Below are 24,570 nucleotides of genomic sequence, written 5' to 3'. Positions count from 1 at the left end.
CGCACGCAATGTCCAAGCCCCTCGTCATCGTCGAATCACCAGCGAAGGCCAAGACCCTGGCCCGTTTCCTGGGCAACCAGTTCCGGGTCGAGGCCAGCGTGGGGCACGTGCGGGATCTGCCCGAGAACGCCAGCGAGGTGCCCGAGTCGATCAAGAAGGAGACCTGGGGCCGCATCGGCGTGGACGTGGACAACGGCTTCAAGCCGTACTATGTCGTCTCATCGGACCGGAAGTCGCGGATCCGGGAGCTCAAGGCCGCCGTCAAGGACGCTTCGGAAGTCCTGCTGGCCACCGACCCGGATCGCGAGGGCGAGTCCATCAGCTGGCACCTGCGCGAAGTGCTGAAGCCGAAGGGCTCCGTCAAGCGGATCGTCTTCCACGAGATCACCGAGGAAGCGGTGCGCGAGGCCATCGAGCAGGCGCGCGACATCGACCTGAAGCTGGTGGATGCGCAGGAGAGCCGGCGCATTCTCGATCGGCTGTACGGCTACATGTTGTCGCCGGTCCTGTGGAAGAAAGTGCAGACCGGCCTCAGCGCCGGCCGCGTCCAGAGCGTGGCGGTGCGGCTGATCGTGGAGCGCGAGGAGGAGCGGCGCGCGTTCCGCCGGAGCACCTGCTGGGACCTCGACGCGAAGATTCGCGCCGGCGAAACCCAGTTTGTTGCCACGCTCGTCCGCGTCGGCGAGGAACGGGTCGCCACGGGCAAGGACTTCGACCCGACCACCGGCGCACTGGTCGGCCGCAACGTCCGCCTGCTCGACGAAGCGTCCGCAAAGACGATGCGCGAGGTGCTGGCTGGCCGCCTGCCGTGGACGGTGACCGGCGTCGAAGAGAAGCCGACGTCGCAGCGGCCCTCGGCGCCCTTCACGACGTCGACCCTGCAGCAGGAAGCCAACCGCAAGCTGGGGTTCTCCGCCGACCGCACGATGAGCGCTGCGCAGCGGTTGTTCCAGGACGGCGTCATCTCCTATCACCGCACGGACTCGACGACACTCAGCGACAAGGCGCTGCGCGAGTCGGCGCGGGCGATCAAGGACATGTACGGCGAGGCCTTTTACGGCGGCGCCAGGCAGTACCAGACCAAGGTCAAGAACGCCCAGGAAGCGCATGAGGCGATCCGGCCGACCGATTTCGGCCAGCGGCCGCAGTCGCTGTCGCTGCCTCCCGACGAGGCGCGCCTGTACGAACTGATCTGGAAGCGTACGGTCGCCTCCCAGATGGCCGACGCGAGGCTTCTGCGGACCACGCTCGAGATCACGGCGACGGGCGCCGACCGACGCCCCCACGTGTTCACCGCCAGCGGCAAGGCCATCCAGTTCGCCGGCTTCCTGCGCGCCTACGTCGAGGGGAGTGACGACCCCGCGGGTGAACTCGGCGACCAGGAAATCCTGTTGCCCAAGCTGTCGGTCGGCGACCACGTGACGGCGCCAGGCCAGGGGCCGCTCACGCTCGCCGGGCTCGACCCGAAAGCGCACGAGACGCTGCCGCCGCCCCGTTACACCGACGCGTCGCTCGTGAAGACGCTCGAGGAAGACGGCATCGGGCGCCCGTCGACGTACGCCTCGATCATCCAGACGATCGAGCGTCGCGGCTACGTGTGGCGGCAGGGCAAGGCACTGGTGCCGAGCTACACGGCATTCGCGGTGACGAGCCTGTTGAAGGACCACTTCGGCCAGTTGGTCGAACTCGGCTTCACGGGACGCATCGAGGAAGACCTCGACCAGGTCTCCAACGGCGATCTCGATCGCACGCAGTTCCTCGAGCAGTTCTACAACGGGCTGGACGACTGGCCGGGCCTGCGGCACCTCGTGACCAACGAGGACCGCATCGAGTACCCGGTCATCGAACTCGGCGTCGATCCAGCCACCGGGCAGAAGATCGTCGTCCGCATCGGCCGCTATGGCGCGTACGCGCAGATGGGCGACGCCAACGCCTCGATTCCGGAGGACATCGCGCCGGCCGACTTCACGATCGAGCAGGCACTCAAGCTGCTGAAAGATCGCACCGATGGCCCGCAGAGCCTGGGCGCCGATCCGAAGACCGGCCTGCCGGTCTACGTGCTCACGGGACGCTTCGGGCCCTACGTGCAGCTTGGCGAAGCGCCTGAGAAGGGCAGCAAGGAGAAGCCGCGCCGCGCCTCGCTGACCAAGAACGATCAGCCGGACTCGATCACGCTCGACCGCGCGCTCGAACTCCTGTCGTTGCCGCGCCTGGTCGGCCACGATGCCGAGACCGGCCAGGACATCATCGCCAACTTCGGGCGCTTCGGGCCCTACGTGAAGCGAGGCGACGAATTCCGCTCGCTCGGCACGGACGCGGACGTGTTCGGGGTCACGCTGGACCAGGCCATCGAACTCTTCAAGCAGGAGAAGAAGGGCCGTCGCCGCACGGCGTCGCGCACCGTCCTGCGCGAGGTCGGCCTGCATCCCGAGTCGCAGGCGAAGATCGAGATCCTCGAGGGGCGCTACGGGCCGTACGTCACCGACGGCACCACGAACGCTTCCGTTCCGAAGGATGTGCTCGTCGATGCGCTCACGCTCGAGGAGTCGGTCGGCCTCCTGAAGGCCCGTGAAGGTGCGCCGGCCAAGAAGGGGCGGGGACGAGCGCCGGCGCGTGGTGCGGGCCGCACCATGGGCACCGCCACGGCTCGCAAGCGCCCCACCAAGCGATCGGCGTGACACCAGGCACTCCCGTGGTGACGATCATCGGCGGCGGTCTGGCGGGATGCGAGGCGGCCTGGCAGGTCGCCTCGCGTGGCGTGCGGGTGCGCCTGCACGAGATGCGCCCGGTGCGTCCGACCCTGGTCCACCAGGGGGACCGGCTCGCCGAACTCGTCTGCAGCAACAGTTTCCGCGGCGACAAACTCGACAACGCCGTCGGCGTGCTGAAGGAAGAGATGCGTCGGCTCGGCTCGATCATCATGCGGTGTGCCGAGGCGACACGCGTGCCCGCTGGAGCGGCGCTCGCCGTCGATCGCGGGCGCTTCGCTGACGCGGTCACCGCCGCCATCTGCGCGCACCCGCTCATCGAGGTCGTACGCGAGGAGATCACGGCGATTCCCGCAGCCGGCGCGACCGGAGGGCCGGTCATCGTCGCGACTGGTCCGCTGACGTCCGACACGCTATCGCAGGACATCGCCCGCTTCGTCGGCGCCGAACACCTCTCGTTCTACGACGCCATCAGCCCCATCGTCCTCGCCGAGTCGATCGATCGCTCGATCGTGTTCCGCGCCTCGCGGTGGGGAAGGAGTTTGCGCGGCGACGAGCGTCGAGCAAGCTCGACGCCTACACGTGTCGGTTCCGAATCCGCTCACCTCGAAGGCACTGGCGTAGCCGAGCTTGCTCGGCAGGCAGACTCGACCGCCGAGTCAGGCAGCCTGCAGGCTGCAGGCTGCAGCCTGCCTGAGGCCGAACCTGAGGCCGAGGGCCCCGCCTGCGGCGTGGACGATGGCGAGGGTGATTATCTGAATTGCCCGATGGACGAGGCCGAATACCGGGCGTTCTACGACGCTCTCGTCTCCGCCGAGTCCGCGACCGTGCACGACTTCGACAGCGTGCAGTTCTTCGAAGGCTGCCTTCCGATCGAGGTGATGGCCCACCGGGGCAGGGAGACGCTGCGCTTCGGACCGATGAAACCCGTCGGCCTGCCCGACCCACGCACGGGGCGTATCCCGTTTGCAGTCGTCCAGTTGCGACAGGACACGCTGGCCGGCGATCACTTCAGCCTCGTCGGCTTCCAGACGCAGTTGAAGTGGGGTGACCAGGCGCGTGTACTGCGGATGATTCCCGGCCTGCAGGATGCCGAGTTCGTGCGCTTCGGCATGGTCCACCGCAACACGTACATCAACGGCCCGATGGTCCTGCTCCCGACATGGCAGACCCGGGCCCGCGAGGACCTGTTCTTCGCCGGCCAGGTCTCTGGCGTCGAGGGGTACGTCGAGTCGGCCGGTTCGGGATTGCTCGCCGGCATCAACGCGGCGCACCAGGCCCTCGCGCTCTCGCCGATCGAGGCTCCGCGCGAGACCGCCATCGGCGCACTGGCGTACTACGTGTCACATGCCGAGGCGAGGCACTACCAGCCCACCAACATCACCTTCGGCATCATGCCGCCGCTCGAGTTGCCGGCTGCGCGCCGAAGCCGTGGCGAAGGCGGGCCGCGCAGGAAGGACCAGCGCAAGGAGGCGTTGGCGCAGCGTGCGCTGCAGGCGCTCGATAACTGGATGGGGCAGGTGGCGATCGGGGCGCCCGCGTGAGGAAAGCGACCGGGTCGCAGTCGCGCCGGCCCGTGGCACCGCCCGAACGCGAGATCGACGCCGAGTCACCGCTGCGCGATGCCATCCGTGCCTTCCGCGATCACCTTGCGCTCAATCGCAATGCGTCCGAGCACACCGTCCGCAACTACGAAGCGGACCTCGTGCAGTTCCTCTACTTCCTCGGCGCATCCACGGGCACGCCACGCCACGAGTTGACGCCGGCCCACGTCTCGGGCGATGCCATCCGCGGCTTCCTCGGCGAACTGCACGCGCGAGGCAACAGCCGCGCCTCGGCCGCGCGTCGCATCTCCGCGATCAGGAGTTTCGCGCGCTACCTTCGCCGCGAGGGCGTGCGCGATGATGACCCCACGGCCCTGGTGGGGAGCCCGCGCCGCGAGCAGCGCGTGCCGCAGGTGCTGACGGTGGACGAGGTCACGGCGCTCATCGAGGCGCCTGACGTTTCCTCTCCGCTCGGCCGGAGGGATCGCGCCATCCTCGAGTTGTTCTACGCGTCGGGCCTGCGGTTGTCCGAGCTGGTGTCGCTCGACGTCGAGGACGTGAACCTGTCGACGCGCATGGTCCGGGTGATGGGCAAGGGACGCAAGGAGCGGCTGGTGCCGTGCCATCCGCGCGCCGCAGATGCCGTGCTCGCGTGGCTCAAGGATCGAGTGGCGCTGGTCGCGCTCGCGGCCGCCGACACGCCCCGTGACGGTGGCCGCCGGCGTCCGGCCGAGGATCCGCTGTTTGTGAACTACCGCGGCACGCGCCTCACGCCGCGCAGCGTGCATCGGCTGGTGGCCCGCTACGTCGGCCTGTGCACGGCGCGCTTCGGCATCAGCCCACATGCGTTGCGGCACTCGTTCGCCACCCACCTGCTCGAGCGCGGCGCGGACCTGCGCGCGATCCAGGAGCTGCTCGGGCACGTCGAGCTGACCACCACCCAGCGCTACACGCAGGTCAACGTGCAGCACCTGCTCGACGTGTACCGCGCCGCGCATCCCAAGGCGCGGGGCTAATCCGCCCGCCTGCGCCAGAGGCTTCGGCGCGCCAGGCCTGTCAGACCACCTCGTCCGTGCCCGTCTCCCCCTTAGCGCTACTGCGCACCAGGAGACCGCATGGACGTCGTCAAGCAACACCTGCAAGGCCTTGTGTACGGACCCTCCACCCACTCGGGACACCTCGGCGTTGTCCCCCTGCTTGCCCGTGAGGGCATCGCGTCGCCGCCGTTCTACGACACGCTGAAGGACGCCATTGGCGCGGGCACCGCGCGTGTCACCGAAATTTCCGAAGGCGGGAGCGTGCCCGAATTGCTCGTCGTCAACGACGGGCCGCGCCCGGTCCTGCTCGTGGACGGCGAGGAACTCGTCGGCGCGCGTCAGAACCGCATCGTCAACATCACCCTGCTGGTGCCGGCACACGGCAAGCTGCACATTCCGGTGTCCTGCGTCGAGGCGGGGCGGTGGTCGTACCGCAGCCGTGAGTTCACGTCCGCTGACCGCGCGTTTCACGCGTCTGGCCGACGCGACAAGATGGCTCAGGTCAACCTGTCGATGCGAACCAATGCATCCCGGAGCGCGGACCAGGGCGCGGTGTGGGACGAGATCGCGAGCAAGAGCGCACGGCTGGACGCGGCGTCGTCGACGCGGGCGGCCGCCGCGATGTTCGAGCGCCGGCACGCCGATCTCGAGCGGTATGTGGCCGACCTGACGCCCGTCCAGTCGCAGGTCGGCGCCGTATTCGTCGCGCGCGGCCGCGTCACAGGCGTGGAGGTCTTCGATCATCCCCAGTCGTGGGCGCGGCAGATGCCGATGCTCGTTCGCAGCTACGGGCTCGACGCGCTCGACGACGCGCTCCACGAGACGCTGGACGGTGCGGCGCAGGGACTCGCGGCGGCGGAGTTCGTCGGGCGCATTGGCCTGGAGGGTGCGCACATGTTGGCGGCAATCGGGCTCGGCACGGACGTCCGTTTCGCCGATGGCGGGGTCGTCGGCGGCGCGCTCGTCGTGGAAAGGGCGCTCGTGCACCTGGTGGCGTTCCCGACGGGACTGGGTGCGCGGCCGTCGTCACGCGGCGAGCGGCAATCCCGACGAGCTCACGGGCGTGACGAACGCGTCCACTGAAGCCTCGAGGTAGCGCGCCCGGCTGTCCCAGGCGGGCGCTCCTTGAGTGGAACGGGGCAACTCGCCCGGAGCTGCCCCGACCCAATCACTACATCACCAGGGGCACCCCTACCGGCGGCCGCCGGCTCCGCGGGAAGTCGATGCCGAGCGTCTTGATCTTGTAGTTCATGACGCGCGGGCTGATCGACAGCAGTTCGGCCGCGTCCTTCTGCACCCAGTTGGCCATCTTGAGCGCCTCGATGACCGCCTGCCGTTCGATCTCCTCGAGCGGTACGCCCTGCGGCGGAATCTTCACGACCGTCTGCGGGGCGTCGTGGTCCGTGGTGGTGCCGGTGCCGCCGATGCGCAGATCGTCGGCGCTGATCAGTCGCTCGTCGCTGAGCAGCGCGGCGCGCTCGATCGTGTTCTCGAGCTCACGGATGTTGCCCGGCCAGTTGTAGCGCATCAGCAGCTTCAGAGCCTCGGGGGTGACCCCTTCAATCCGCTTCTTGAGCTCGACCGCGAAGCGCTTGATGAAGAAGTTGGTGAGCGCCGGGATGTCCTCCTTGCGATCGCGGACGGGCGGCATCTCGATCTGCACCACGTTCAGGCGGTAGTAGAGATCCTCGCGGAAGCCGCCGGTTTCGACCATCGCCGCCAGGTTGCGGTTGGTGGCCGCGATCAGGCGGACGTCGACGCGAATCGTCCGGGTGCCGCCGAGGCGTTCGAACTCGTGCTCCTGGAGCACGCGCAGGATCTTGGCCTGCGTGTTGGCGCTCATGTCGCCGATCTCATCGAGGAACAGCGTGCCGCCATCGGCCTGCTCGAAGCGGCCGATGCGCTGCTTGTCGGCGCCGGTGAACGCGCCGCGCTCGTGGCCGAAGAGTTCGGACTCGAGCAGGTTCTCCTGCAGCGCCGCGCAGTTCACCTTGACGAAGTTGCGCGCCGCGCGCAGCGAGTTGTGGTGAATGGCGCCGGCGATCAGCTCCTTGCCGGTACCGGTCTCGCCGTTGATCAGCACGGTGGTGTTGCTCTTGGCGACCTTCTTGACCACGTCGAGTACGCGCTGCAGGGCGCCACTGGCGCCGATGATGTTGTCGAACTGGTAGATGCCGCCCTGCTCGTGGCGGAGGTAATCGACTTCGTTGCGCAGGCGCCGGTGCTCGAGCGCCTTGTCGATCTTGACCTCCATCTCCTCGATCTCGAACGGCTTGGGCACGTAGTCGAAGGCGCCGATCTTCATCGCCTCCACGGCCGTGTGCACCGAGCCGAACGCGGTCATGAGGATCACGGCCGTCTGCGGCTGCAGCGCCTTGGCGGTGCGCAGCACGTCGAGGCCGTCACTGCCGCCCATCTTCAGGTCGCTCAGGACGACGTCGAAGTTGGTCTCGTGAAGGCGCTCGATGGCCACGTTGCCGTTGCTGGCTTCCGTGATCTCGTGCCCGGCCTCGATGAGGGCGCGAGCGAGGGCGCGGCGGAGCGAGTCGTGGTCGTCGGCGACGAGGATGCGGCCCATGGTGGATCCAGTGGCAGGAGCCCAGGAACTCAGGAGCACAGGAACTCAGGAGCTCAGGAGCACAGGGAATGGTGAACAGCAACAACGAACGATCGTCGAATCAGTCAAGCGTCAAGCGTCAAGCGTCAGGCGTCAGGCGTTAAGCATCAACGAGGCCTCGGCCCTCCTGGCGCGCCGTCGTCGGGCAGGCGCACCGGGACCTGTTCCAGTGATGGCGCCAGCGGTAGGAGCAGCCGGAAGCACGTGCCCGATCCGTCGAGGCCCGGTTGCACTTCGATCCGGCCCTCGTGGGCGTCCACGACCTTGCGCACGATCGCCAAACCGAGGCCAGACCCGCGCGGTTTGGTCGTGAAGAACGGGTTGAAGATCCGCTCGCGCATCGCCTCGGGGATGCCCGGGCCGTCGTCGAGCACGGTGACCTCCACACCGGGACCTTGCGGATGGTCAGGCGTGGCGGGGAAGGGCAGGCGGTCCAGAGCCGTGGCCTGAACGATCAGGCGACCCTCGCCGCCGAGTGCCTCGAGCGCGTTGGTGAGCAGGTTCGTGAAGACCTGCCGCAACTGGTGGCCGTCGCCCTGCACCGGTGGCAGGTCCTCGGGTACGTCGACACTCACCGCGACGTTACCGCGGGGGACCAGGCTGTCGGCCATGTGCAGCGAGTCCTGGACGAGCTCGGCGACCTCGACGTCCTCGACCTGCAATCGCACCGGACGGACGAAGTCCAGCACCTCCATCACGATCGCGTTGGCCATCTTGGCCTCGCCGATGATGTCGGCCAGCATCGTCTGCGCCTCCGGGTTGTCGGAGAGGCGACGCTTGAGCAGCCCGGCCATCACCTCGATCCCGGCCAGCGGGTTCTTGACCTCGTGGGCAATGGCGGCGGCCATCTCGCCGAGGGCGGCGAGCCGATCCCGCAGCCGCTCCCGTTCCTCGAGCTGCTCCACGCGGGTGAGGTCCCGGAAGAAGAGCGCAGCACCGGTTATCAGCCCGAGCGGGTCGCGGACGAGCGACAGGGTGAAGCCAATCGACCGGCCCGTATGCGCCAGCTTGACCTCGGCCCGGTTAGGAAGGGGGTCACTGCCAAAGGCGCCGTCCAGCACGCGCACCATTTCCGGGACGTCTGCGAGCACGGTGGCGATGGGGCGCCCGACGTCGGCCGACCCCGGCAGCATGTCGAGTGAGGCGTAGGCCGCGTCGTTGATGGCGACCAGCGTGCCATCGCGACGAATCACGATGACGCCATTACGCATTCCGGAAATGAGGTCCCGGTAGAACCGCTCGGGCACCAGATCGTCACTTCGCCGATTGGCCGCCAAGCTGGGCGAGCCTGCCGCTGCAGATCCGGGTAACGGTTTCAGGTGGTGGGCGCACATGACGTGTCGTCCAGATTACATTCAATGTGCATGCCGGTTACAGAAACGCGCTTGGCGCCGAAATTCCGTAACACGAGAAGCCAAATATCCATGCCGTTGGATAGTTGGCCTCAACAATTCTTGTAATCGGATGACGAATTCGTCTCGGCAGGCCTGACGCAGCGGTCGGTGAGCCTGTCTATGGTGCCGGCGGAGCGGCCTCCAGCAGGGCCTCCCACTCCGCCATGCGGTCGCCGACTTCCCACATCAGTGCCTGGTGACGATCGATGATCGGCTTGGACGCGACCGGATCGTCGTAGAACCCTACCCCGCTCATCGCTTCCTCGAGCGATTTGATCTCGCGCTCGCATTCGGCAATCCGGCTCTCGACGCGTCCCACGCGCTCCTGATGGGTCTGCCACGCTCGTCGCAGGCGCCGCTGTTCTGCCTCGACCCGCTTGCGCTCGTCGCGATCCGGGGCTGACACAACTGGTGCGGCCTCGGACGGGGTTGCCTGTGTCGCCGTCACGGAGCGCCCCGCGGGCGACACGGTCGCGCCAGGGTTCGTGTCGGCCCGGGGCGCCTGGCGCTGGACGGGCGATTTGGCGGGCGCAGGTGACTTTGGCACCGGCGCTGGAGTTTTCGGCACATTCGAGGCGGCTGCCGTAGCGGCGCGCTGTTCCTGGCTCCAGCGGAACTCCTCGTAGGTGCCGGGGTAAACGAGCGCCTCGCCATGGCCCACCGCAATGATCTTCGTGGCCAGCCGGTCGACGAAGTAGCGGTCGTGCGAGACCAGGATGAGCGTCCCCGTGAAGCCCTCGAGCGACTCGAGCAGCACGTCCTTCGAGTCGAGGTCGAGGTGATTGGTGGGCTCGTCGAGCAGCAGGAGGTTCGCGGGGCGCAACAGCATGCGCGCCACTGCCAGGCGGGTGCGTTCGCCGCCCGACAGGACGCCCGCCTTCTTGTACACGTCATCGCCGGCGAACAGGAACCCGCCGAGGATGTTCCTGATGGCCGGCACCATGTGATTGGGCGACCCGTCCGCCAGCGTTTCGTACACCGTGCGCGTCGGGTCGAGCCGGTTCGCCTCGTCCTGGGCGAAGTACTGGACCACGACCTGGTGTCCCTCTGTGCGGATGCCAGTATCGGGCGCCTCGGCCCCCGACAGCATGCGCATCAGCGTCGACTTGCCGGCGCCGTTGGGCCCCACGAGCGCCACACGGTCGCCGCGCTCGATCAGCAGCGACAGATCCCTGAAGATCACCTTCTCGGCATAGCGCTTGCCGGCGTGAGACAGTTCCAGCACGGTCCGGCCGCTCCTGGTGCACTCCGGGAAGGTGAAGTGCACCTGCTTGCGTTCGGGGGGGACGTCGATGGGCACGACCTTCTCGAGTGCCTTGATCCGGCTCTGCACCTGGGCGGCCTTGGTGGCCTTGTAGCGGAACCGGTCGATGAACATCTTGATCCGCGCGACCTCCTCGTCCTGCTCGCGCTTCATCGTACGCAGCCGCTCCATGCGCGCCTCGTGCTCGCGCAGGTAATACGAGTAGTTGCCCTGGTAATCCGTGATCGTGCGGAGGCTCAGGTCCGCGATGCGTGTCACCACGGCGTCGAGGAAATAGCGGTCGTGCGACACCAGCATCACCGCACCGGGGTACTCGGTCAGGTAGGCCTCGAGCCAGTTGCGGGCATCGAGGTCGAGGTGATTGGTGGGCTCGTCGAGCAGCAGCAGGGCGGGACGTTGCAGGAGCAGCTTGGCGAGCGCGATGCGCATCTGCCACCCACCGGAGAACGTCTCGGTGGGCTTCTGCATGTCGTCCTCTTCGAAACCGAGGCCGCGCAGTACCGTGGCTACCCGCAGGTCCATCGTGTAGCCGTCGAGGCGCCGGAAGTCCTCCTGGCCCTCGCTGTACCGCATCAGCACGGCCCCGTGCGCCGCATCGTCGAGCGTCGTGTCGGCGAGCTGGTCCTCGAGACGATGCAGCTCTTCCTTCAGCGCGAGCAACGGTCCGAACGCCTGCCGCGCCTCGTCGACGAGCGCCCGGCCGCCATATTCGAGGCCGTCCTGCGGGAGGTACCCGATGGTGAGGTCCGACGGCGTGACCAACTGGCCTGCGTCGGGCTCGTCGAGGCGCGCCAGGATCCTCAGCAGCGTCGTCTTGCCAGCCCCGTTGGGGCCACATAGCCCGACACGGTCACGCGCGTTCAGCTGCCAGGTGACATCGTCGAGCAGCACACGATCGGCAAAGGCCTTGCGGATTCCCACCAACTGCAACACGCCCGCGATCCTAGCAGGAGGGCGGCAGGCCAACGCCTGACGCCTAACGCCTAACGCCTGACTCATGGCCGAAGGACGAATGCCGAGGATCGAAGCAGTCAAGAGTGGCGACGCGGGCGCGTCAGCTTTTTCGAGGTACGTAAGCGTCGGGTCGACGCGCCTGCTGCAGTGATCGCCGGCAAGTTGGTCGTCACTCGGTTTTGCCAGTATTTCGGCCTGTTTGTGAAAGATTTGTGACCGGACGTTCGAGAGCGTCCTTTGGCCGGAGGCTTGCACTGAGGGCGCGCAGGAGCGTGCCAATGTCCGCATCTGTCCTCACCGGAGACCAGCTTCGACACCTGCAGGTGTCCGAACCAACCATTTCCGCCCCCGTGCGTCAGAAGAACAGGACACGAGGAGGCGATGCCCCGAGCCCTGCTGTGCAGATGACATCCAGCGACGAGGAGCTCGTTGCCCGTTCCGCGGGTGGCGATGTCGACAGCTTCAACCAGCTGGTAGTTCGCTGGGAGCGGCCAATCTATGCCTTGGCGTACCGGGTCATCGGGCGCGAGGAAGAAGCGCGCGACCTCGTGCAGGAGGCATTCCTTCGCGCCTACCGGTCGCTCGGCGGTTTCCGCGGCGACGCGAAGTTCTCGTCGTGGCTGTATCGGATTACCCTGAACCTCTGCCGTGACTGGATCCGGCGGCAGAAGCGGGCGCCGTTTGTCGAGGCGCCCGAAGGTGTGGATGTGATCGAGCTTGCCGGCGAGCACGGGCCGGTGGAGTCGGTCGAGGATCTGGTGGCGCGCCGGGACCTGGGCGCCGCAGTCAACCGGGCCATGGCGGCGCTGAGCGAAGATCAGCGAAAGGCCATTGTCCTCAAGGAATACCAGGGGCTCACGTTCCAGGAGATCGCGGATCTGCTGGACTGCCCCTTGAGTACAGTGAAGACACGCCTCTACCAGGGGTTGGTCGTGCTCCGGCGAGAGCTGGAGCGGCAGGGCATCACGGCAGACGTGGTGCTCCCGCATGCACGGCCAGCGTCTGGCGCGGAGGCGCGTCGACGCTGACGGCTACGCAACATGACCGATGTGACGCCCTGTCCTGACCCCGATGCCTTGCTCGTCCTGCTCTACGACGATGAGGGCGCACCCGACGAAAGGGCGCTCCTGCAGGCCCACGTCAATCGGTGCCCACAGTGCGCTGACGTCTTGACGTCGCTCGACACCGCCCGGGGGGCGCTTGGCGCCTGGCACGCTCCACGCCTCCCACTTGGTTTCGCGTTCGTCCACACCGAACGGTCGCCGTGGCGTACCACACTCTGGAGAGGTGGGCTCGCGGCTGCCGCCGTTCTCGTCCTTGGCGCAGCCGTGTCGCTCGCCCGCTTCGACATCACCTACAGCGAGCAGGGCCTGCGCATTCGGACCGGAGTCGAACGGATCCCGGAGCGCGCCAACGCTGCCGTGTCTTCCACCGATTCGCTCAAGACCGCCAGGACCGCCGCACCAGCCACGCCCACTGAGGGCACCTGGGTCAGCACGGCGGCAGTGGGCGAGCCGCCGTGGCGTGCGGACTTCGACCTGCTCGCCACCCAGATTCGCGGCGACGTCAGCCGGATGATTCAGGAAAACCGGCATGAGCAGGGGCCCGTCGCGCTGCGCGCGGCAGTGCAGGCCACGCCAGCAGCCCCGGGCCGGACCACGAGCGACGCCGAGTTACTGAAGCAGGTGCAGGATCTGCTCGATCAAAGCGAAATCCGTCAGCAGGCCAACCTCGCGCTCCGGGTTACCGAACTCGGCCGCCAGTTCGAACTTGCCCGTCAAAGCGACATCGTCCAGGTCGAGCAGACCCTCCAGCGCATCGAGCAGCAGCGCGGTGATCTGCTGCGCCGGGTGGCCGCGACACAGCCACGACCCTGATCCGGGCGTCTTTACTCCCGTGTCAGCTGCCTCGCGTTCCAGCTTCCTCTCGGGGGCCTTGCTGCTGTGCTCCGGAACCCTCCTGGTTGCCGCGAGCGCCGCGCCTGTTTCGGCGCAGGTTCCGCCACCGGCCCCTGCCACCGGCGCCCTGACGCCGGGCGCCGATCCTTCCGCGACATCTCCCAGGGCCGACAGCGGGCGCGGTGCGACGCTCAGTGCGCGCTACCACGTCCGACAGATGGAGAACGTCCTCGAGCGTGCCGTCCAGCACGCGGCCGACATGATGCGGCGACGCCTGCAGGCCGTCACGCCCGACGTGCTCGCCCTGGCGGGCACCCCGAAGGCGCAGGGCTTCCGCATCGACGGCTACGGGCTCTTCTTCTCCGTCGAGGTGCCGCGGCTCAGCGAGAGCGTCAACTGGGCATTACGGGTCCTGAGCCAGGATCGCGACGAGCGGGTACTCGCGTCACTGCAGAAGGTGTACTCGTCGGAGCAGGATCCTGTCGTGCGCGCCGACCTCGAGAGGGCCATCCGCACGGTGCAACTGCAGCTCTCGTTGACCCCGCGTGCCCCCACTGCCCCGCAGCGCCGCACGGCCCTTTCCACGACAGGCGCCGTCGCCGACCAGGTTGCGCCGCCGATGGTCGCCGCCGATCGTAGCGGTGCGACCGCGTCGTCTCCGGCCCCCGTCGCGCCGACCCCCCTGGCCAATACGCTGCCTGCGACCCCCGCGGCCGAGGCGCCGGCCGAGGCCATGGTCGACCCGAGCGCCGCCTACGAGGACGAAGTCAAGCAGGCGCTCGCCGACGCGATGCTCGACTACGCCGGGTCGTTGCAGTTGCCGCCCGCCGAGTGGGTAACCGTTGCCGCCCGCGACGCCGGCTACATGGCCTTCCCCGACACGGTGTCGGACATGGTCACGGTGACCTTGAGCGTACGAGTGTCGGACCTCGTAGATTTCCGTGCGCAGCGGCTGACGCGAGCGCAGGCGCGCACCCGCGTCATCGTGAAGGAGTTCTAATTCGCCTCCGTTCGCTGACGCGAGCTCGGCTCACAACGCTTATCGTCGGGGCCCTCGGGGCCCGACGAAGTTCTAGCGTTCTGCGCTAGAATCCGCCGCATGTTCCGCCTCGATCGACGCATGTTCGTGCTTGCCGCCACGTTGCTCCTTGCGGCGGGTTGCGGACGATCAGCCACCGTGCCGGAGGCAATCGAGGTGTTCGACGTCAAGACGGGCTACGACGATGGCGGCCACGCGTCGGGACAGAACCGGCTGCTGCCGACGATCGCCTTCAAGGTACGCAACAAGGCTGGCCGGCCCATTCACAGTGTCCAGTTCAATGCCGTGTTTCGTGTCATCGGCGACCCCGAGGAACTCGGCGCGCAGTTGGTCCAGGGCATCGGCTACAGCGGCCTTCCAGCCGGCCAGGAAGTCGGTCCCTTCACGCTGCGCTCGATGTTCGGGTATTCGGGTGAACAGGCGCGGCGCGAGATGTTCCAGCACGCCAGCTTCCAGGATGTGCAGGTGCAGCTGTTTGCCAAGCAGGGCGGCAACCAATGGGTGAAGCTGAGCGAACTCGTCGTCGATCGCCAGCTGCTCCTCATCGCCAAGGCACCGGCGGCCAGGAAGTGACGCCGGCGCACACGCCAGGCGGGGCCGGCGGCGAACCGGCACGTTCGGACCAGCTCGAACGGCGGCTCTCGGCCTACGACGCGGCAGCCGTCGTCGTCTCCAATGTCATCGGCAGCGGCATCCTGTTCATGCCGGCGATCGTTGCCGGGATGGTGGGCAACCCGTCCGCGATGCTCGCAGTATGGCTCGGCGGCGGCGTGCTCGCATTCGCAGGTGCGATGGCCTACGCCGAACTCGCGGCGCTGCGGCCGAAGTCGGGCGGCGAGTACGTCTACCTTCGCGAGGCGTTCGGCCCCCTGGCGGCATTCCTCACCGGCTGGACGTCCTTTGTCGCCGGCTTCTCTGGCGCCATCGCGGCGACCTCGGTTGGCCTTGCGGGATTCGTCGGACGTTTCTTTCCCGCCGCGGGTGATGCGACGCCCTGGGTCAGCCTGCCGCTCGGGGTCGTGACCCTGACGCTGTCCGCGCAGGCGATCGTGTCGCTCACCGCGATCTTCGCGCTCTCACTCGTTCACATCCTCGGCATCGGTCCGGGACGCCTGGTCCAGAACGCGCTCGCACTCGTGAAGGTCTGCGCGCTGCTCGTCTTCGTCGCCGCCGGGCTCTCGATCGGTCAGGGATCGACTGCGCATTTCACGGGAGGGGCGCCGTGGGTGCCCTCGGGCATGCTGCTGGCGCTGATTCCGGTGATGTTCAGCTACTCGGGCTGGAATGCCGCCGCGTACCTGGCCGAAGAAGTGAAGGATCCGACCCGCAACGTGCCGCGCGCGCTCGCGATGGGCACCATCGCCGTGGTCATCGTGTACGTCGCGATGAACGTCGTGTACCTGTATGCGCTCGACGTGCGGGCGATGTCGACGGTGCAGGTGCGGATCGTCGATGCAGCGGCCGAGGTGCTGTTCGGGCCGCGGGTGGCCGACCTGTTGACCGTCGTCAGCATCTTCATCGTGCTGGGGAGCATCAGCGCCAACATCTTCGCGGGTCCGCGCGTGTACTACGCCATGGCGCGAGACGGCTTGTTCCTCGCACCAGCCGCGCGTGTCAATCCGCGCACGCACACCCCCGCGTTCGCGATTGCCGCGCAGGCCGCCTGGAGCGCGGTGCTCGTGCTGACGGGCACGTTCGAACGGCTGGTCACCTACACCGGGTTTGCCGTGGTGCTGTTTGCCGGGATTGCCGTCCTGGCGCTGTTCGTGTTGCGGCGTCGCGAGCCCGACGCGCCGCGTCCGTTTCGCGCGCTCGGCTACCCGGTGGCGCCGGGCCTGTTCGTGCTCGCGAGCGCGGCGATGGTTGTCAACGCCATCTGGAGGGAGCCACTGCCATCACTCGGCGGTCTCGCGATCCTCGCCGCCGGCATCCCCGTGTATTGGCTCTTCCAGCGTCGTCTCGTCGCCAAAGCGTAGAGCCGTCGCTGAAGAGGCGACCCGAGCAGCGCGCGAAGACATCACCCTGGTCGACGTCGACGCCGAGGTGGGAGGTAGGTTTCGAGCCTGCTCGACGCGTGCTAGCGCGTGTTGCTCAACATGCCGGCAATGGCCAGCGCGACCGCCAGATCGAGGGCTGCCCCAGCGGCCAGCATCGCCACGCCGGTCGTCAGCGCGGCGGCGCCCCAGACGGCCGAGGCCACGACCTTGACGGCCACCCCGAAGATCCACAGGTAGACCCGACGTCCGTCGGCAGGGATGAGCCAGGCGCCGATACCCACGGATACGAGCACGACGCCAAGTGACACGCCGAGAAGACGTGCGCCCGGCGAGTCGAGTCCGTTCAGTCCCGGCATGAGGATCACGGGGGCACATGCGACGAGGGCCCCTGCAACGACGTTGCAGAGGCCCAGAAGGTGCGTGGCCAGCCGTGGCGCCATGCGCCACAGCCTATCAATGACGCTTCAGCTCGGTCTTGTAGCTCGTGGTCTCGCCGGCGATGACGTTGACCGTGAACGTCGCCGTCTCGTACCCCTCCGCGCGCAACTCGATGCGATGCGAACCCTGGACGACCTTCAGTTTCTGCATCGCGCCATCGAAGTCATCGACGCGACCGGCGTAGAAGCCGTCGACGTAGACCTCGGCCTCCCGCGGCTCCACCTTCAGGCGTAGTCCACCTGTCGGGCCGTTCGAGTCCAGCGGGTTCTCCTCCGCCGGCGACTGACTGTTGGCGTCAGGCGAGCCGTTGGCGTTGTCCCAGCTGCCGTAGCTGCCGCCCCCGCCTCCGCCGCCACCGCTCCAGTACGGGTCCATCCACGGGTAGCCACCGCCGCCGTAGTACCCGGTCCACATCCACGGATCCCAGAAATACCCAAGGGCGAGCGCTCCGTAACCCCAGGGATAGAAGTACCAGTCGTCCGGACCCCAGTAGATCGGGCCCGAGATAATCGGCGGCAACGTGGCCACCGATCCGCGCGGCACGCCATAGCCGGTCACGGGAGCGCCATTGCGGGCGCGCGAGTACGGCGGCACGGTCGTGCTCCCGGTGCCGCCATCGGCACCGTTGCTGCCGTACGACCGTGTACCGCTGCCGGACACCCGTGCCGGACCGCGGGCGCCGGATGAGGACGAAGTCGGCTCACTCGGCCGGGATGAGACGCTGCCACCGCCCCACGGCGAACTGCCGCCACCGCGCGGCACCGCGCTCCCTGTGCTGTCGCTACCGCTCGAACTCCCCCCACTGGAAGTTCCGCCACTCGAGCTGCCGCCACCGCCGCCGCTCGGGTTGCGGTTGTGCTGGGCCTGGACGGCCGAGGGCGTATTCACGAACACGAGCCCTGCGAGCAGGATCGATGTGACGAGTGTGCTCTTCATGGTGCACTCCGGACGGGGTACGGCTCGGAATCTGCAACAAGCCTGCCACACAGGCGCCGCCGTTCATCACGCGCCAGCGGGCATCGCGCTTGCGGTTGTCCCCGTGAGGCGTCACCTCGTCGCCCGCAGAGTACGATAGGGGGCCCGTGCATTGCGCCCGACCACTCCTGCTCAGTGTCTTGCTCGCCAGTATGCTCCCGATCACGACCGCGTGTGGGAAGAAGGGGCCCCCGTTGGCGCCCCACCGGCCAAGCCCCGCCGCGATCTCCGATGTCACCGCGTCGCGCCTCGGCGAAACGGTGCAGGTGCAGTTCACCGTGCCGACAGGCAACGGCGACGGCTCCACCCCGGCCGACCTGGCCTACGTTGATGTCTATGCCGCGACCGGGAAGCCCGAGGGACCGCTGGCCCGGGCGCTGACCGTTCGTGAGATGGAGGGGTTGCTGACCCACGTCGGGCGTGTCGAGGTACAGCCGCCGCCCCCGCCTGAAGGGGAAGTGCAGCCGGGCAAAGCCGGCGAGCAGGCGCAGCCTGCTGCCGCGCCGACGCCAGCCGCACCGGTGGATCCGCGGCCCGCACAGGGCGACGTCGTTCGCGTCGAAGAGACGCTGACGGACACGCTGCGCACGACCATCTTCGAGCACCCCGACGCCGCCAAGGTCGCGAAGATCCGTGCCGCCGTCGGAGACGACGTGGACGATGCGCCGGTGCCCTCGACAGAGGGAACGGGCCGCATCCTCCTCTGGCCGCAGCCGGAGACGCAGGTTGCGCGGCATTACATCGTCATCCCGTATTCCACGCGGGGCACCGCCGGGCCGCCCTCGACGCCGCTGGCCGTACCGCTCGTACCGGCGCCGCCGGCGCCGCCCGCGCCGGCCGTGACGCACGATGCGACGTCGTTCACGCTCACCTGGACGACGCCTCCGGGCGCGCAAATGCCCATCCAGCCAACGGTTACCGACGCCGCCTACAAGGCGGCCATGGCGGCCAAGCAGGAGGATGCGCTGCTGCCGGCGCGTCCGCTCGTGCTCTACGGCACGCCGCAGTCGTATCGCGTCTACGAAGTGCCTGCGCCGGGCGTGACCAGCCCGCCACCGGGCGGGCCCATCAACACCACGCCAATCGAGACGACGACGTTCAACGACCCGCGGATGACCTTCGGCGTCGCGCGGTGCTACGCGTTGCGCACCGTGGAGAAGCGGGGCGCGGTCACGATCGAGAGTCCGCTGTCGCCGTCCACCTGCGTCACCGCCGTCGACACCTACCCGCCGCCGGCACCGACAGGCCTCGTCGCCGTGGGCAGCGGCGGCGGCGTCTCGCTGATATGGGAACCGGTCACCGCTCCTGACCTGCTCGGGTACCTGGTGCTGCGGGGCGTCGAAGGCGAGGCGCTCAAGCCAATCACCGAGACGCCGGTCACCGAGGCGACCTATCGGGACACGAGCGCGCAGGCCGGCGTGATGTACATCTATGCGGTCGTCGCGGTCGACAAGTCGACGCCGGCCAACGCGAGCCCGGAGAGCAACCGGGTGCGAGAGAGCGCCAGGTAGGCTACAGGCTTCGGGCTACCGGCTACGCGAGCAGGCAGCCTGCAGCCCGCAGCCTGCCTTCGTCAGGAGACCATGGCAAACATCTACAGGACACCGATCGGCTACGTGGTGGAAGACGACGGGGCGCATCACGCCCTCGACGGCGATCCCTTCGGCGACTGGCGCCGTGGCGTGGCAGTCGACGCTCCGACGGTCGTGCTCGCGCCGGTGGTGCCATCGAAGATCGTCTGCATCGGCCTCAACTACAAGGATCACGCCGCCGAGCAGGGCAAGCCGCTGCCCGCCGAGCCTCTGATCTTCCTCAAGCCCTCGAGCGCCATCGTCAACCCCGGCGAGGCGATCGAACTGCCCGAGGGCGTGGGCCGCGTCGACTACGAGTCGGAGGTGGCGGTGGTGATCGGCCGGCGCGCCACGAAGGTGTCCGAGGCCGACGCGCTGTCGCATGTGCTCGGGTTGACGTGCATGAACGACGTCACCGCTCGCGACCTGCAGAAGAAGGACGGGCGCTACACGCGGGCGAAGGGGTTCGACACGTTCGCGCCGCTCGGTCCCTGTATCACCACGGGCCTGTCGGCCGACGACCTCGAAATCACGGGCCGGCTCAACGGCGAGGTACGACAGCAGTCCAGCACCCGCGAGCTGATCTTTCCCGTGGCAACATTGATCGCGTACATCTCGCGCATCATGACGCTGCTGCCGGGCGACATCGTGTCGACCGGCACACCCGCGGGCATCGGACCGCTGCACCCCGGCGACGAGTTCGTCGTGCGTGTGCAGGGCATCGGGGAATTGCGCAACCCGATCGTCGCGGGTCGCTAGCGAGAACGACGGTAGGGCCGGCTCTCCAAGCCCGGCCGATCAGGAGGCAAGGTCACATGAAGTTCTTCGTCGACACAGGCAACATCGCCGACATCAAGCGGCTGCACGCGCTTGGCATCATCGACGGCGTCACCACCAACCCCTCGCTGATGGCGAAGGAGACGCGGGACCCCCGCGACATCCTCAAGGAGATCTGCGACATCGTCCATGGCCCCGTCAGCGGGGAGGTCGTGTCCACCGAGTACGACGGGATGCTGCGCGAGGGCCGCGAACTGCGCAAGATCTCCGAGCACATCGTCGTCAAGGTGCCGTTCACGCAGGCCGGCGTGCGGGCGTGCAAGACGCTCACCGAAGAGGGCACGCGGGTCAACGTCACGCTCGTGTTCTCGGCGGCGCAGGCGCTGATTGCGGCCAAGGTCGGTGCGTACTTCGTGAGCCCGTTTGTCGGCCGCCTCGACGACATCGCACACGTCGGGATGGACCTGATCGAGGACATCGTCGAGATCTACGACAACTACGAGTACACGACGCAGGTACTCGTGGCGAGCACGCGTGGCCCGCTGCACATCGTCGAGGCCGCCAAACTGGGGGCCGACATCTGCACGTGCCCGCCGTCGGTCATCGAGGCACTCTTCAAGCATCCGCTCACCGACATCGGCCTCGAGCGGTTCCTGAAGGACTGGGAGAAAGCGCAGCAGAAATAGCCCATGTCGCATGAGAGCCCGTCGGCGCGCCTGGCCGCGCTCGAGCAGCGCGCAGCGATCGGCGGCGGCGCCGATCGCATTGCCCGCCAGCACCAGTCCGGCAAGCTGACCGCGCGCGAGCGCGTCGAGCGGCTGTTCGATCCGGGCACCTTCGAGGAAGTGGACAAGCTCGTCGTCCACCGGTGCCGGGACTTCGGCATGGAGGCACAGCAGATTCCCGGCGACGGCGTCGTCTGTGGCAGCGGCCGGATCGACGGCCGCGTCGTGTACGCGTTTGCGCAGGACTTCACGGTCTTCGGCGGGTCGCTCTCGGAAACCAACGCCGCGAAGATCTGCAAGGTGATGGACCAGGCGCTGAAGGTCGGCGCCCCCATCGTCGGCCTGAACGACTCCGGCGGGGCGCGGATCCAGGAAGGGGTCGCGTCACTTGCCGGCTACGCCGACATCTTCCTGCGCAACACGCTCGCCTCCGGGGTCGTGCCGCAGGTGTCGGCGATCCTCGGGCCGTGCGCCGGCGGTGCGGTGTACTCGCCGGCGATCACCGACTTCACGATCATGGCCGAGCACACGAGCTACATGTTCGTGACCGGACCAGACGTGATTCGCACCGTCACGCACGAAGACGTCAGCAAGGAGGACCTCGGCGGCGCGATGACGCACAACGCGCGCAGTGGAGTGGCGCATTTCGCCGTGCACGACGACGAGGCCGCGCTTGCGCTCGTCCGCGAACTGCTCTCGTACCTGCCGTCGAACAACATCGACGATCCGCCGTTCGTCGCCTCGGCCGACCCGGCCGACCGGGAGGTGCCCGAACTCGACGCGATCGTGCCCGAGTCCCCCAACCAGCCGTACGACATGCACGACGTGATCGTGGCGGTCGTCGACGAGGGCGTGTTTCTCGAGGTCCAGCAGCACTACGCCAGGAACATCATCGTCGGCTTCGCGCGGATGGGCGGACGCCCCGTCGGAGTCGTCGCGAACCAGCCAGCCCACCTGGCAGGCACGCTCGACATCGATGCTTCGGTCAAGGCCGCGCGCTTCGTGCGCTTCTGCGATGCCTTCAATCTGCCCCTGGTGACTTTCGAGGACGTTCCCGGCTTCCTGCCCGGCACCGTCCAGGAGTTCGGTGGCATCATCCGCCATGGCGCCAAACTGCTGTACGCGTATGCCGAGGCGACCGTGCCGAAGATCACGGTGATCACGCGCAAGGCCTATGGCGGCGCGTACTGCGTGATGTCGAGCAAGCACCTGCGCACCGACGTCAACCTCGCCTGGCCGACGGCAGAACTCGCGGTCATGGGGCCCGAGGGTGCGGTCAACATCCTCTACAAACGCGAGATCGAGGCCGCGCCCGATCCGGTAGCGGCGCGGGGCGCCAAGGCGCAGGAGTTCAGGGACGCGTTCGCGAACCCCTACGTGGCAGCGACGCGTGGATTCCTCGACGAGGTCATTGCGCCGCGCCTCACGAGGCAGCGCATCTGCCACGCCCTGGATCGCCTGCAGACCAAGCGCGAGACGATGCCGGCCAAGAAGCACGGCAACATACCGCTGTGAGCCGGACATCAGGCTCACAGCGAATGCCGCGATGCCGGAATGCCGGAATGTCGAAGGCCGCCCGATGAAGACCATCCTGATCGCGAACCGTGGCGAGATCGCCGTGCGCATCATGCGTGCCTGCCGCGAGATGGGGATCGGCACGGTCGCGATCTACTCGGACGTCGATCGCGAGGCGCGCCACGTACGCTACGCGGACAGGGCGTTCCCGCTCGTCGGCAATGCTCCTGCCGACACGTACCTCCGCATCGACAAGATCCTCGAGATCGCCCGGCACGCCGGCGTCGACGCCGTGCATCCCGGTTACGGCTTCCTCGCCGAGAACGAGGACTTCGCGCAGGCGTGTGTCGATGCCGGTGTCACGTTCATCGGTCCCTCTCCCGAGGTGATCGCCCGCATGGGCAGCAAGACCGCCGCGCGGGCGTGCGCGATGGCCGCGGGAGCACCGGTCGTGCCCGGCACCGAGACACCGATCGGCCCCGACGTGTGCGATGCCGAGGTCCAGCGCCTCGCCGATGCCGTCGGGTACCCGTTGATGGTGAAGGCCGTCGCCGGCGGCGGCGGCAAGGGCATGCGCGAGGTGCGCAGCCGCGACACCCTGCTCGATGCCGTCCGGCGCGCCAGGTCCGAGGCGCTCGGTGCATTCGGCGACGCGGCCGTGTACTTCGAGCGCCGTGTCGCGCGGCCGCGCCACGTCGAAATCCAGCTGCTCGCCGACCAGCATGGCACCGTGCTCCCGTTCGTGGAGCGCGAGTGCTCCGTGCAGCGCCGCCATCAGAAGGTGATCGAGGAATCGCCCGCGCCCCGCATGTCGCTGGCGCTGCGCCATCGCATGGCCGAAGCGGCCGCGTCGGTTGCTCGCGCCGCCGGTTACACCAACGCCGGCACCATCGAGTTCCTGGTGGATGCCGACGACGCGTTCTATTTCCTGGAGATGAACACCCGGCTGCAGGTGGAGCATCCGGTGACGGAGATGGTGACCGGCGTCGACCTGGTGCAATGGCAGATCCGCATCGCCCGCGGCGAGCGCCTCACGGTGACGCAAGACGAGGCGCTCACGCCGCGTGGACACGCGATCGAGTGCCGCGTCTACGCCGAGGATCCGGATCAGCGCTTCATGCCTCATCCCGGGCGGATCACTTCATTGACGGTGCCCGGCGGTCCCGGCATCCGTGACGACAGCGGTGTCGAGGTGGGTTTCGAAGTCCCGATCTACTACGACTCGATGATCTCGAAGCTCGTGGCATGGGGTGGCGACCGCGAACAGGCGCGCCACCGGATGTTGCGCGCACTTGCCGAGTATCACGTCGGCGGCATTCCGACGACGCTGCCGTTCTTCAGGTGGATGCTCGAGCAGCCGTCGTTCGTGAGCGGCGAGCTCGACACCACCATGCTCGATGCCGAACTCGAGCGTCGCGACGGGCAGCCGTTCGTCCAGGCCACGGCCGCGCACAACCAGACGGCGCTGCTCGCCACGGCGTCCTCGTCGTTCCTGGCAGCTCGCCGGGCAGCTCACACCCCCGCAACGCAGGCCGGGGCGCCGGTACGCTCGGGCTGGGCGGCAGCCGCGAGGCGTGCCGCGCTCAGAAAGTAGAATTCTGCGTGTCCATGCGGCTTCACATCGAGCAGGACGGACGGGTCCGGCAGGTCACGATCACTTCGGGTTCGGCGCCCGACACCGTCGACGTGCACCTCGATGAGGCCGTCCTGACGTGCGACGTGCGGGACCTGGGGCAGGGTCGCCTCAGCCTGCGCCTGCCTGACGGCTCGATGCACGATGTCGTCGTCGAAACGGAGGCGATGCCAGGCCACCGGACCGTGCACGTGCAGGGGATCCGCGTGCCCACGGTGGTCTCGACGCGCGTGCGGCGGGGCGCATCGGGCAGTGGCGCTGTCGACGGGCCCCTGCGCATCATCGCGCCGATGCCGGGCAAGGTGGTTCGCGTCGCTGTCCGTCCTGGCGACACGGTGGAGGCGCGCCAGCCGGTCGTGGTCATCGAAGCCATGAAGATGGAGAACGCACTCTCGGCGGGACGGGCCGGCACCGTGCGGGAAGTGCTCGTGCAGGAAGGCATGTCGGTCGAGGCCGGCCGCCCGCTCGTGGTCCTGGAGTGAGC

The 24,570-nt window shown here is 68.0% G+C and carries 20 protein-coding genes; 15 read left to right on the top strand and 5 right to left on the bottom strand.

Annotated elements, in window-relative coordinates; all coding sequences use genetic code 11:
• The first annotated feature begins 8 nt into the window (after window positions 1-8).
• From topA to LuPra_RS27280, 4 genes are all read left to right on the top strand, one after another.
• Window positions 9-2,678 (top strand): type I DNA topoisomerase, encoded by a 2,670-nt coding sequence (gene topA, locus LuPra_RS27295; protein WP_110173689.1) that lies wholly within the window; start codon window positions 9-11, stop codon window positions 2,676-2,678.
• On the top strand, window positions 2,675-4,252 hold the full coding sequence (gene trmFO / locus LuPra_RS27290; protein WP_234800580.1) for a methylenetetrahydrofolate--tRNA-(uracil(54)-C(5))-methyltransferase (FADH(2)-oxidizing) TrmFO: 1,578 nt from the start codon (window positions 2,675-2,677) through the stop codon (window positions 4,250-4,252). The genes topA and trmFO overlap by 4 nt, the downstream gene beginning before the upstream one ends.
• Window positions 4,249-5,268, top strand: a complete 1,020-nt coding sequence (locus tag LuPra_RS27285) for a tyrosine recombinase XerC (protein WP_269465615.1) — start codon at window positions 4,249-4,251, stop codon at window positions 5,266-5,268. Before trmFO ends, LuPra_RS27285 begins: the two co-directional genes overlap by 4 nt.
• A 99-nt stretch (window positions 5,269-5,367) precedes the next feature.
• Complete coding sequence (locus LuPra_RS27280; RefSeq protein ID WP_110173688.1) at window positions 5,368-6,372, top strand: ARPP-1 family domain-containing protein; 1,005 nt, start codon at window positions 5,368-5,370, stop codon at window positions 6,370-6,372.
• An 88-nt stretch (window positions 6,373-6,460) separates the two neighbouring features.
• On the opposite strand, the gene LuPra_RS27275 is transcribed toward LuPra_RS27280, so the two are convergent.
• From LuPra_RS27275 to LuPra_RS27265, 3 genes are all read right to left on the bottom strand, one after another.
• Complete coding sequence (locus tag LuPra_RS27275; RefSeq protein ID WP_110173687.1) at window positions 6,461-7,867, bottom strand: sigma-54-dependent transcriptional regulator; 1,407 nt, start codon at window positions 7,865-7,867, stop codon at window positions 6,461-6,463.
• A gap of 146 nt (window positions 7,868-8,013) precedes the next feature.
• On the bottom strand, window positions 8,014-9,153 hold the full coding sequence (locus LuPra_RS27270) for a two-component system sensor histidine kinase NtrB (RefSeq protein WP_162472839.1): 1,140 nt from the start codon (window positions 9,151-9,153) through the stop codon (window positions 8,014-8,016).
• Between the two features lie 265 nt (window positions 9,154-9,418).
• Window positions 9,419-11,497: an ABC-F family ATP-binding cassette domain-containing protein gene (locus LuPra_RS27265; RefSeq protein WP_110173685.1), complete on the bottom strand. Its 2,079-nt coding sequence runs from the start codon at window positions 11,495-11,497 to the stop codon at window positions 9,419-9,421.
• Window positions 11,498-11,922: 425 nt separating this feature from the next.
• Between LuPra_RS27265 and LuPra_RS27260 the strand changes: the two genes are divergently transcribed.
• The 5 genes from LuPra_RS27260 to LuPra_RS27240 all read left to right on the top strand — a co-directional run bounded on the left by LuPra_RS27260 (window position 11,923) and on the right by LuPra_RS27240 (window position 16,431).
• Complete coding sequence (locus LuPra_RS27260) at window positions 11,923-12,546, top strand: RNA polymerase sigma factor (protein ID WP_234800972.1); 624 nt, start codon at window positions 11,923-11,925, stop codon at window positions 12,544-12,546.
• A 12-nt stretch (window positions 12,547-12,558) separates the two neighbouring features.
• Window positions 12,559-13,395 carry an anti-sigma factor family protein gene (locus LuPra_RS27255; RefSeq protein ID WP_110173683.1) on the top strand — a complete coding sequence of 279 codons (837 nt, stop codon included), beginning with the start codon at window positions 12,559-12,561 and terminating at the stop codon, window positions 13,393-13,395.
• A 19-nt stretch (window positions 13,396-13,414) separates the two neighbouring features.
• A complete protein-coding gene (locus tag LuPra_RS27250; RefSeq protein ID WP_157899749.1) occupies window positions 13,415-14,416 on the top strand; it encodes a hypothetical protein in 1,002 nt (333 codons plus the stop codon).
• Between the two features lie 99 nt (window positions 14,417-14,515).
• Window positions 14,516-15,028, top strand: a complete 513-nt coding sequence (locus LuPra_RS27245; protein WP_110173681.1) for a hypothetical protein — start codon at window positions 14,516-14,518, stop codon at window positions 15,026-15,028.
• On the top strand, window positions 15,025-16,431 hold the full coding sequence (locus LuPra_RS27240; protein ID WP_157899748.1) for an APC family permease: 1,407 nt from the start codon (window positions 15,025-15,027) through the stop codon (window positions 16,429-16,431). The genes LuPra_RS27245 and LuPra_RS27240 overlap by 4 nt, the downstream gene beginning before the upstream one ends.
• A 101-nt stretch (window positions 16,432-16,532) precedes the next feature.
• On the opposite strand, the gene LuPra_RS27235 is transcribed toward LuPra_RS27240, so the two are convergent.
• Complete coding sequence (locus tag LuPra_RS27235; RefSeq protein WP_110173679.1) at window positions 16,533-16,892, bottom strand: hypothetical protein; 360 nt, start codon at window positions 16,890-16,892, stop codon at window positions 16,533-16,535.
• A 13-nt stretch (window positions 16,893-16,905) separates the two neighbouring features.
• A complete protein-coding gene (locus LuPra_RS32345) occupies window positions 16,906-17,826 on the bottom strand; it encodes a PEGA domain-containing protein (protein ID WP_157899747.1) in 921 nt (306 codons plus the stop codon).
• Window positions 17,827-18,059: 233 nt separating this feature from the next.
• Between LuPra_RS32345 and LuPra_RS27220 the strand changes: the two genes are divergently transcribed.
• The 6 genes from LuPra_RS27220 to LuPra_RS27195 all read left to right on the top strand — a co-directional run bounded on the left by LuPra_RS27220 (window position 18,060) and on the right by LuPra_RS27195 (window position 24,568).
• Window positions 18,060-19,376 carry a fibronectin type III domain-containing protein gene (locus LuPra_RS27220; protein ID WP_157899746.1) on the top strand — a complete coding sequence of 439 codons (1,317 nt, stop codon included), beginning with the start codon at window positions 18,060-18,062 and terminating at the stop codon, window positions 19,374-19,376.
• A gap of 72 nt (window positions 19,377-19,448) precedes the next feature.
• The gene (locus LuPra_RS27215) at window positions 19,449-20,195 is read left to right on the top strand and encodes a fumarylacetoacetate hydrolase family protein (protein WP_110173676.1); all 747 of its coding nucleotides are present in this window, start codon (window positions 19,449-19,451) and stop codon (window positions 20,193-20,195) included.
• 56 nt (window positions 20,196-20,251) lie between these two features.
• Entirely contained in the window at window positions 20,252-20,899 is a 648-nt protein-coding gene (gene fsa / locus LuPra_RS27210; RefSeq protein ID WP_110173675.1) for a fructose-6-phosphate aldolase, read from the top strand.
• A gap of 3 nt (window positions 20,900-20,902) precedes the next feature.
• Window positions 20,903-22,453 carry an acyl-CoA carboxylase subunit beta gene (locus tag LuPra_RS27205; RefSeq protein WP_110173674.1) on the top strand — a complete coding sequence of 517 codons (1,551 nt, stop codon included), beginning with the start codon at window positions 20,903-20,905 and terminating at the stop codon, window positions 22,451-22,453.
• 64 nt (window positions 22,454-22,517) lie between these two features.
• A complete protein-coding gene (locus LuPra_RS27200) occupies window positions 22,518-24,047 on the top strand; it encodes an acetyl-CoA carboxylase biotin carboxylase subunit (RefSeq protein ID WP_234800579.1) in 1,530 nt (509 codons plus the stop codon).
• A 14-nt stretch (window positions 24,048-24,061) separates the two neighbouring features.
• Window positions 24,062-24,568 carry an acyl-CoA carboxylase biotin carboxyl carrier protein subunit gene (locus LuPra_RS27195; RefSeq protein WP_110173672.1) on the top strand — a complete coding sequence of 169 codons (507 nt, stop codon included), beginning with the start codon at window positions 24,062-24,064 and terminating at the stop codon, window positions 24,566-24,568.
• Window positions 24,569-24,570: the final 2 nt, after the last annotated feature.

This window comes from Luteitalea pratensis, from assembly GCF_001618865.1.
Taxonomy (GTDB): domain Bacteria; phylum Acidobacteriota; class Vicinamibacteria; order Vicinamibacterales; family Vicinamibacteraceae; genus Luteitalea; species Luteitalea pratensis.
The sequence above is the reverse complement of the archived record's forward strand: the minus strand, read 5'-3'. Positions and strand labels throughout refer to the sequence as shown.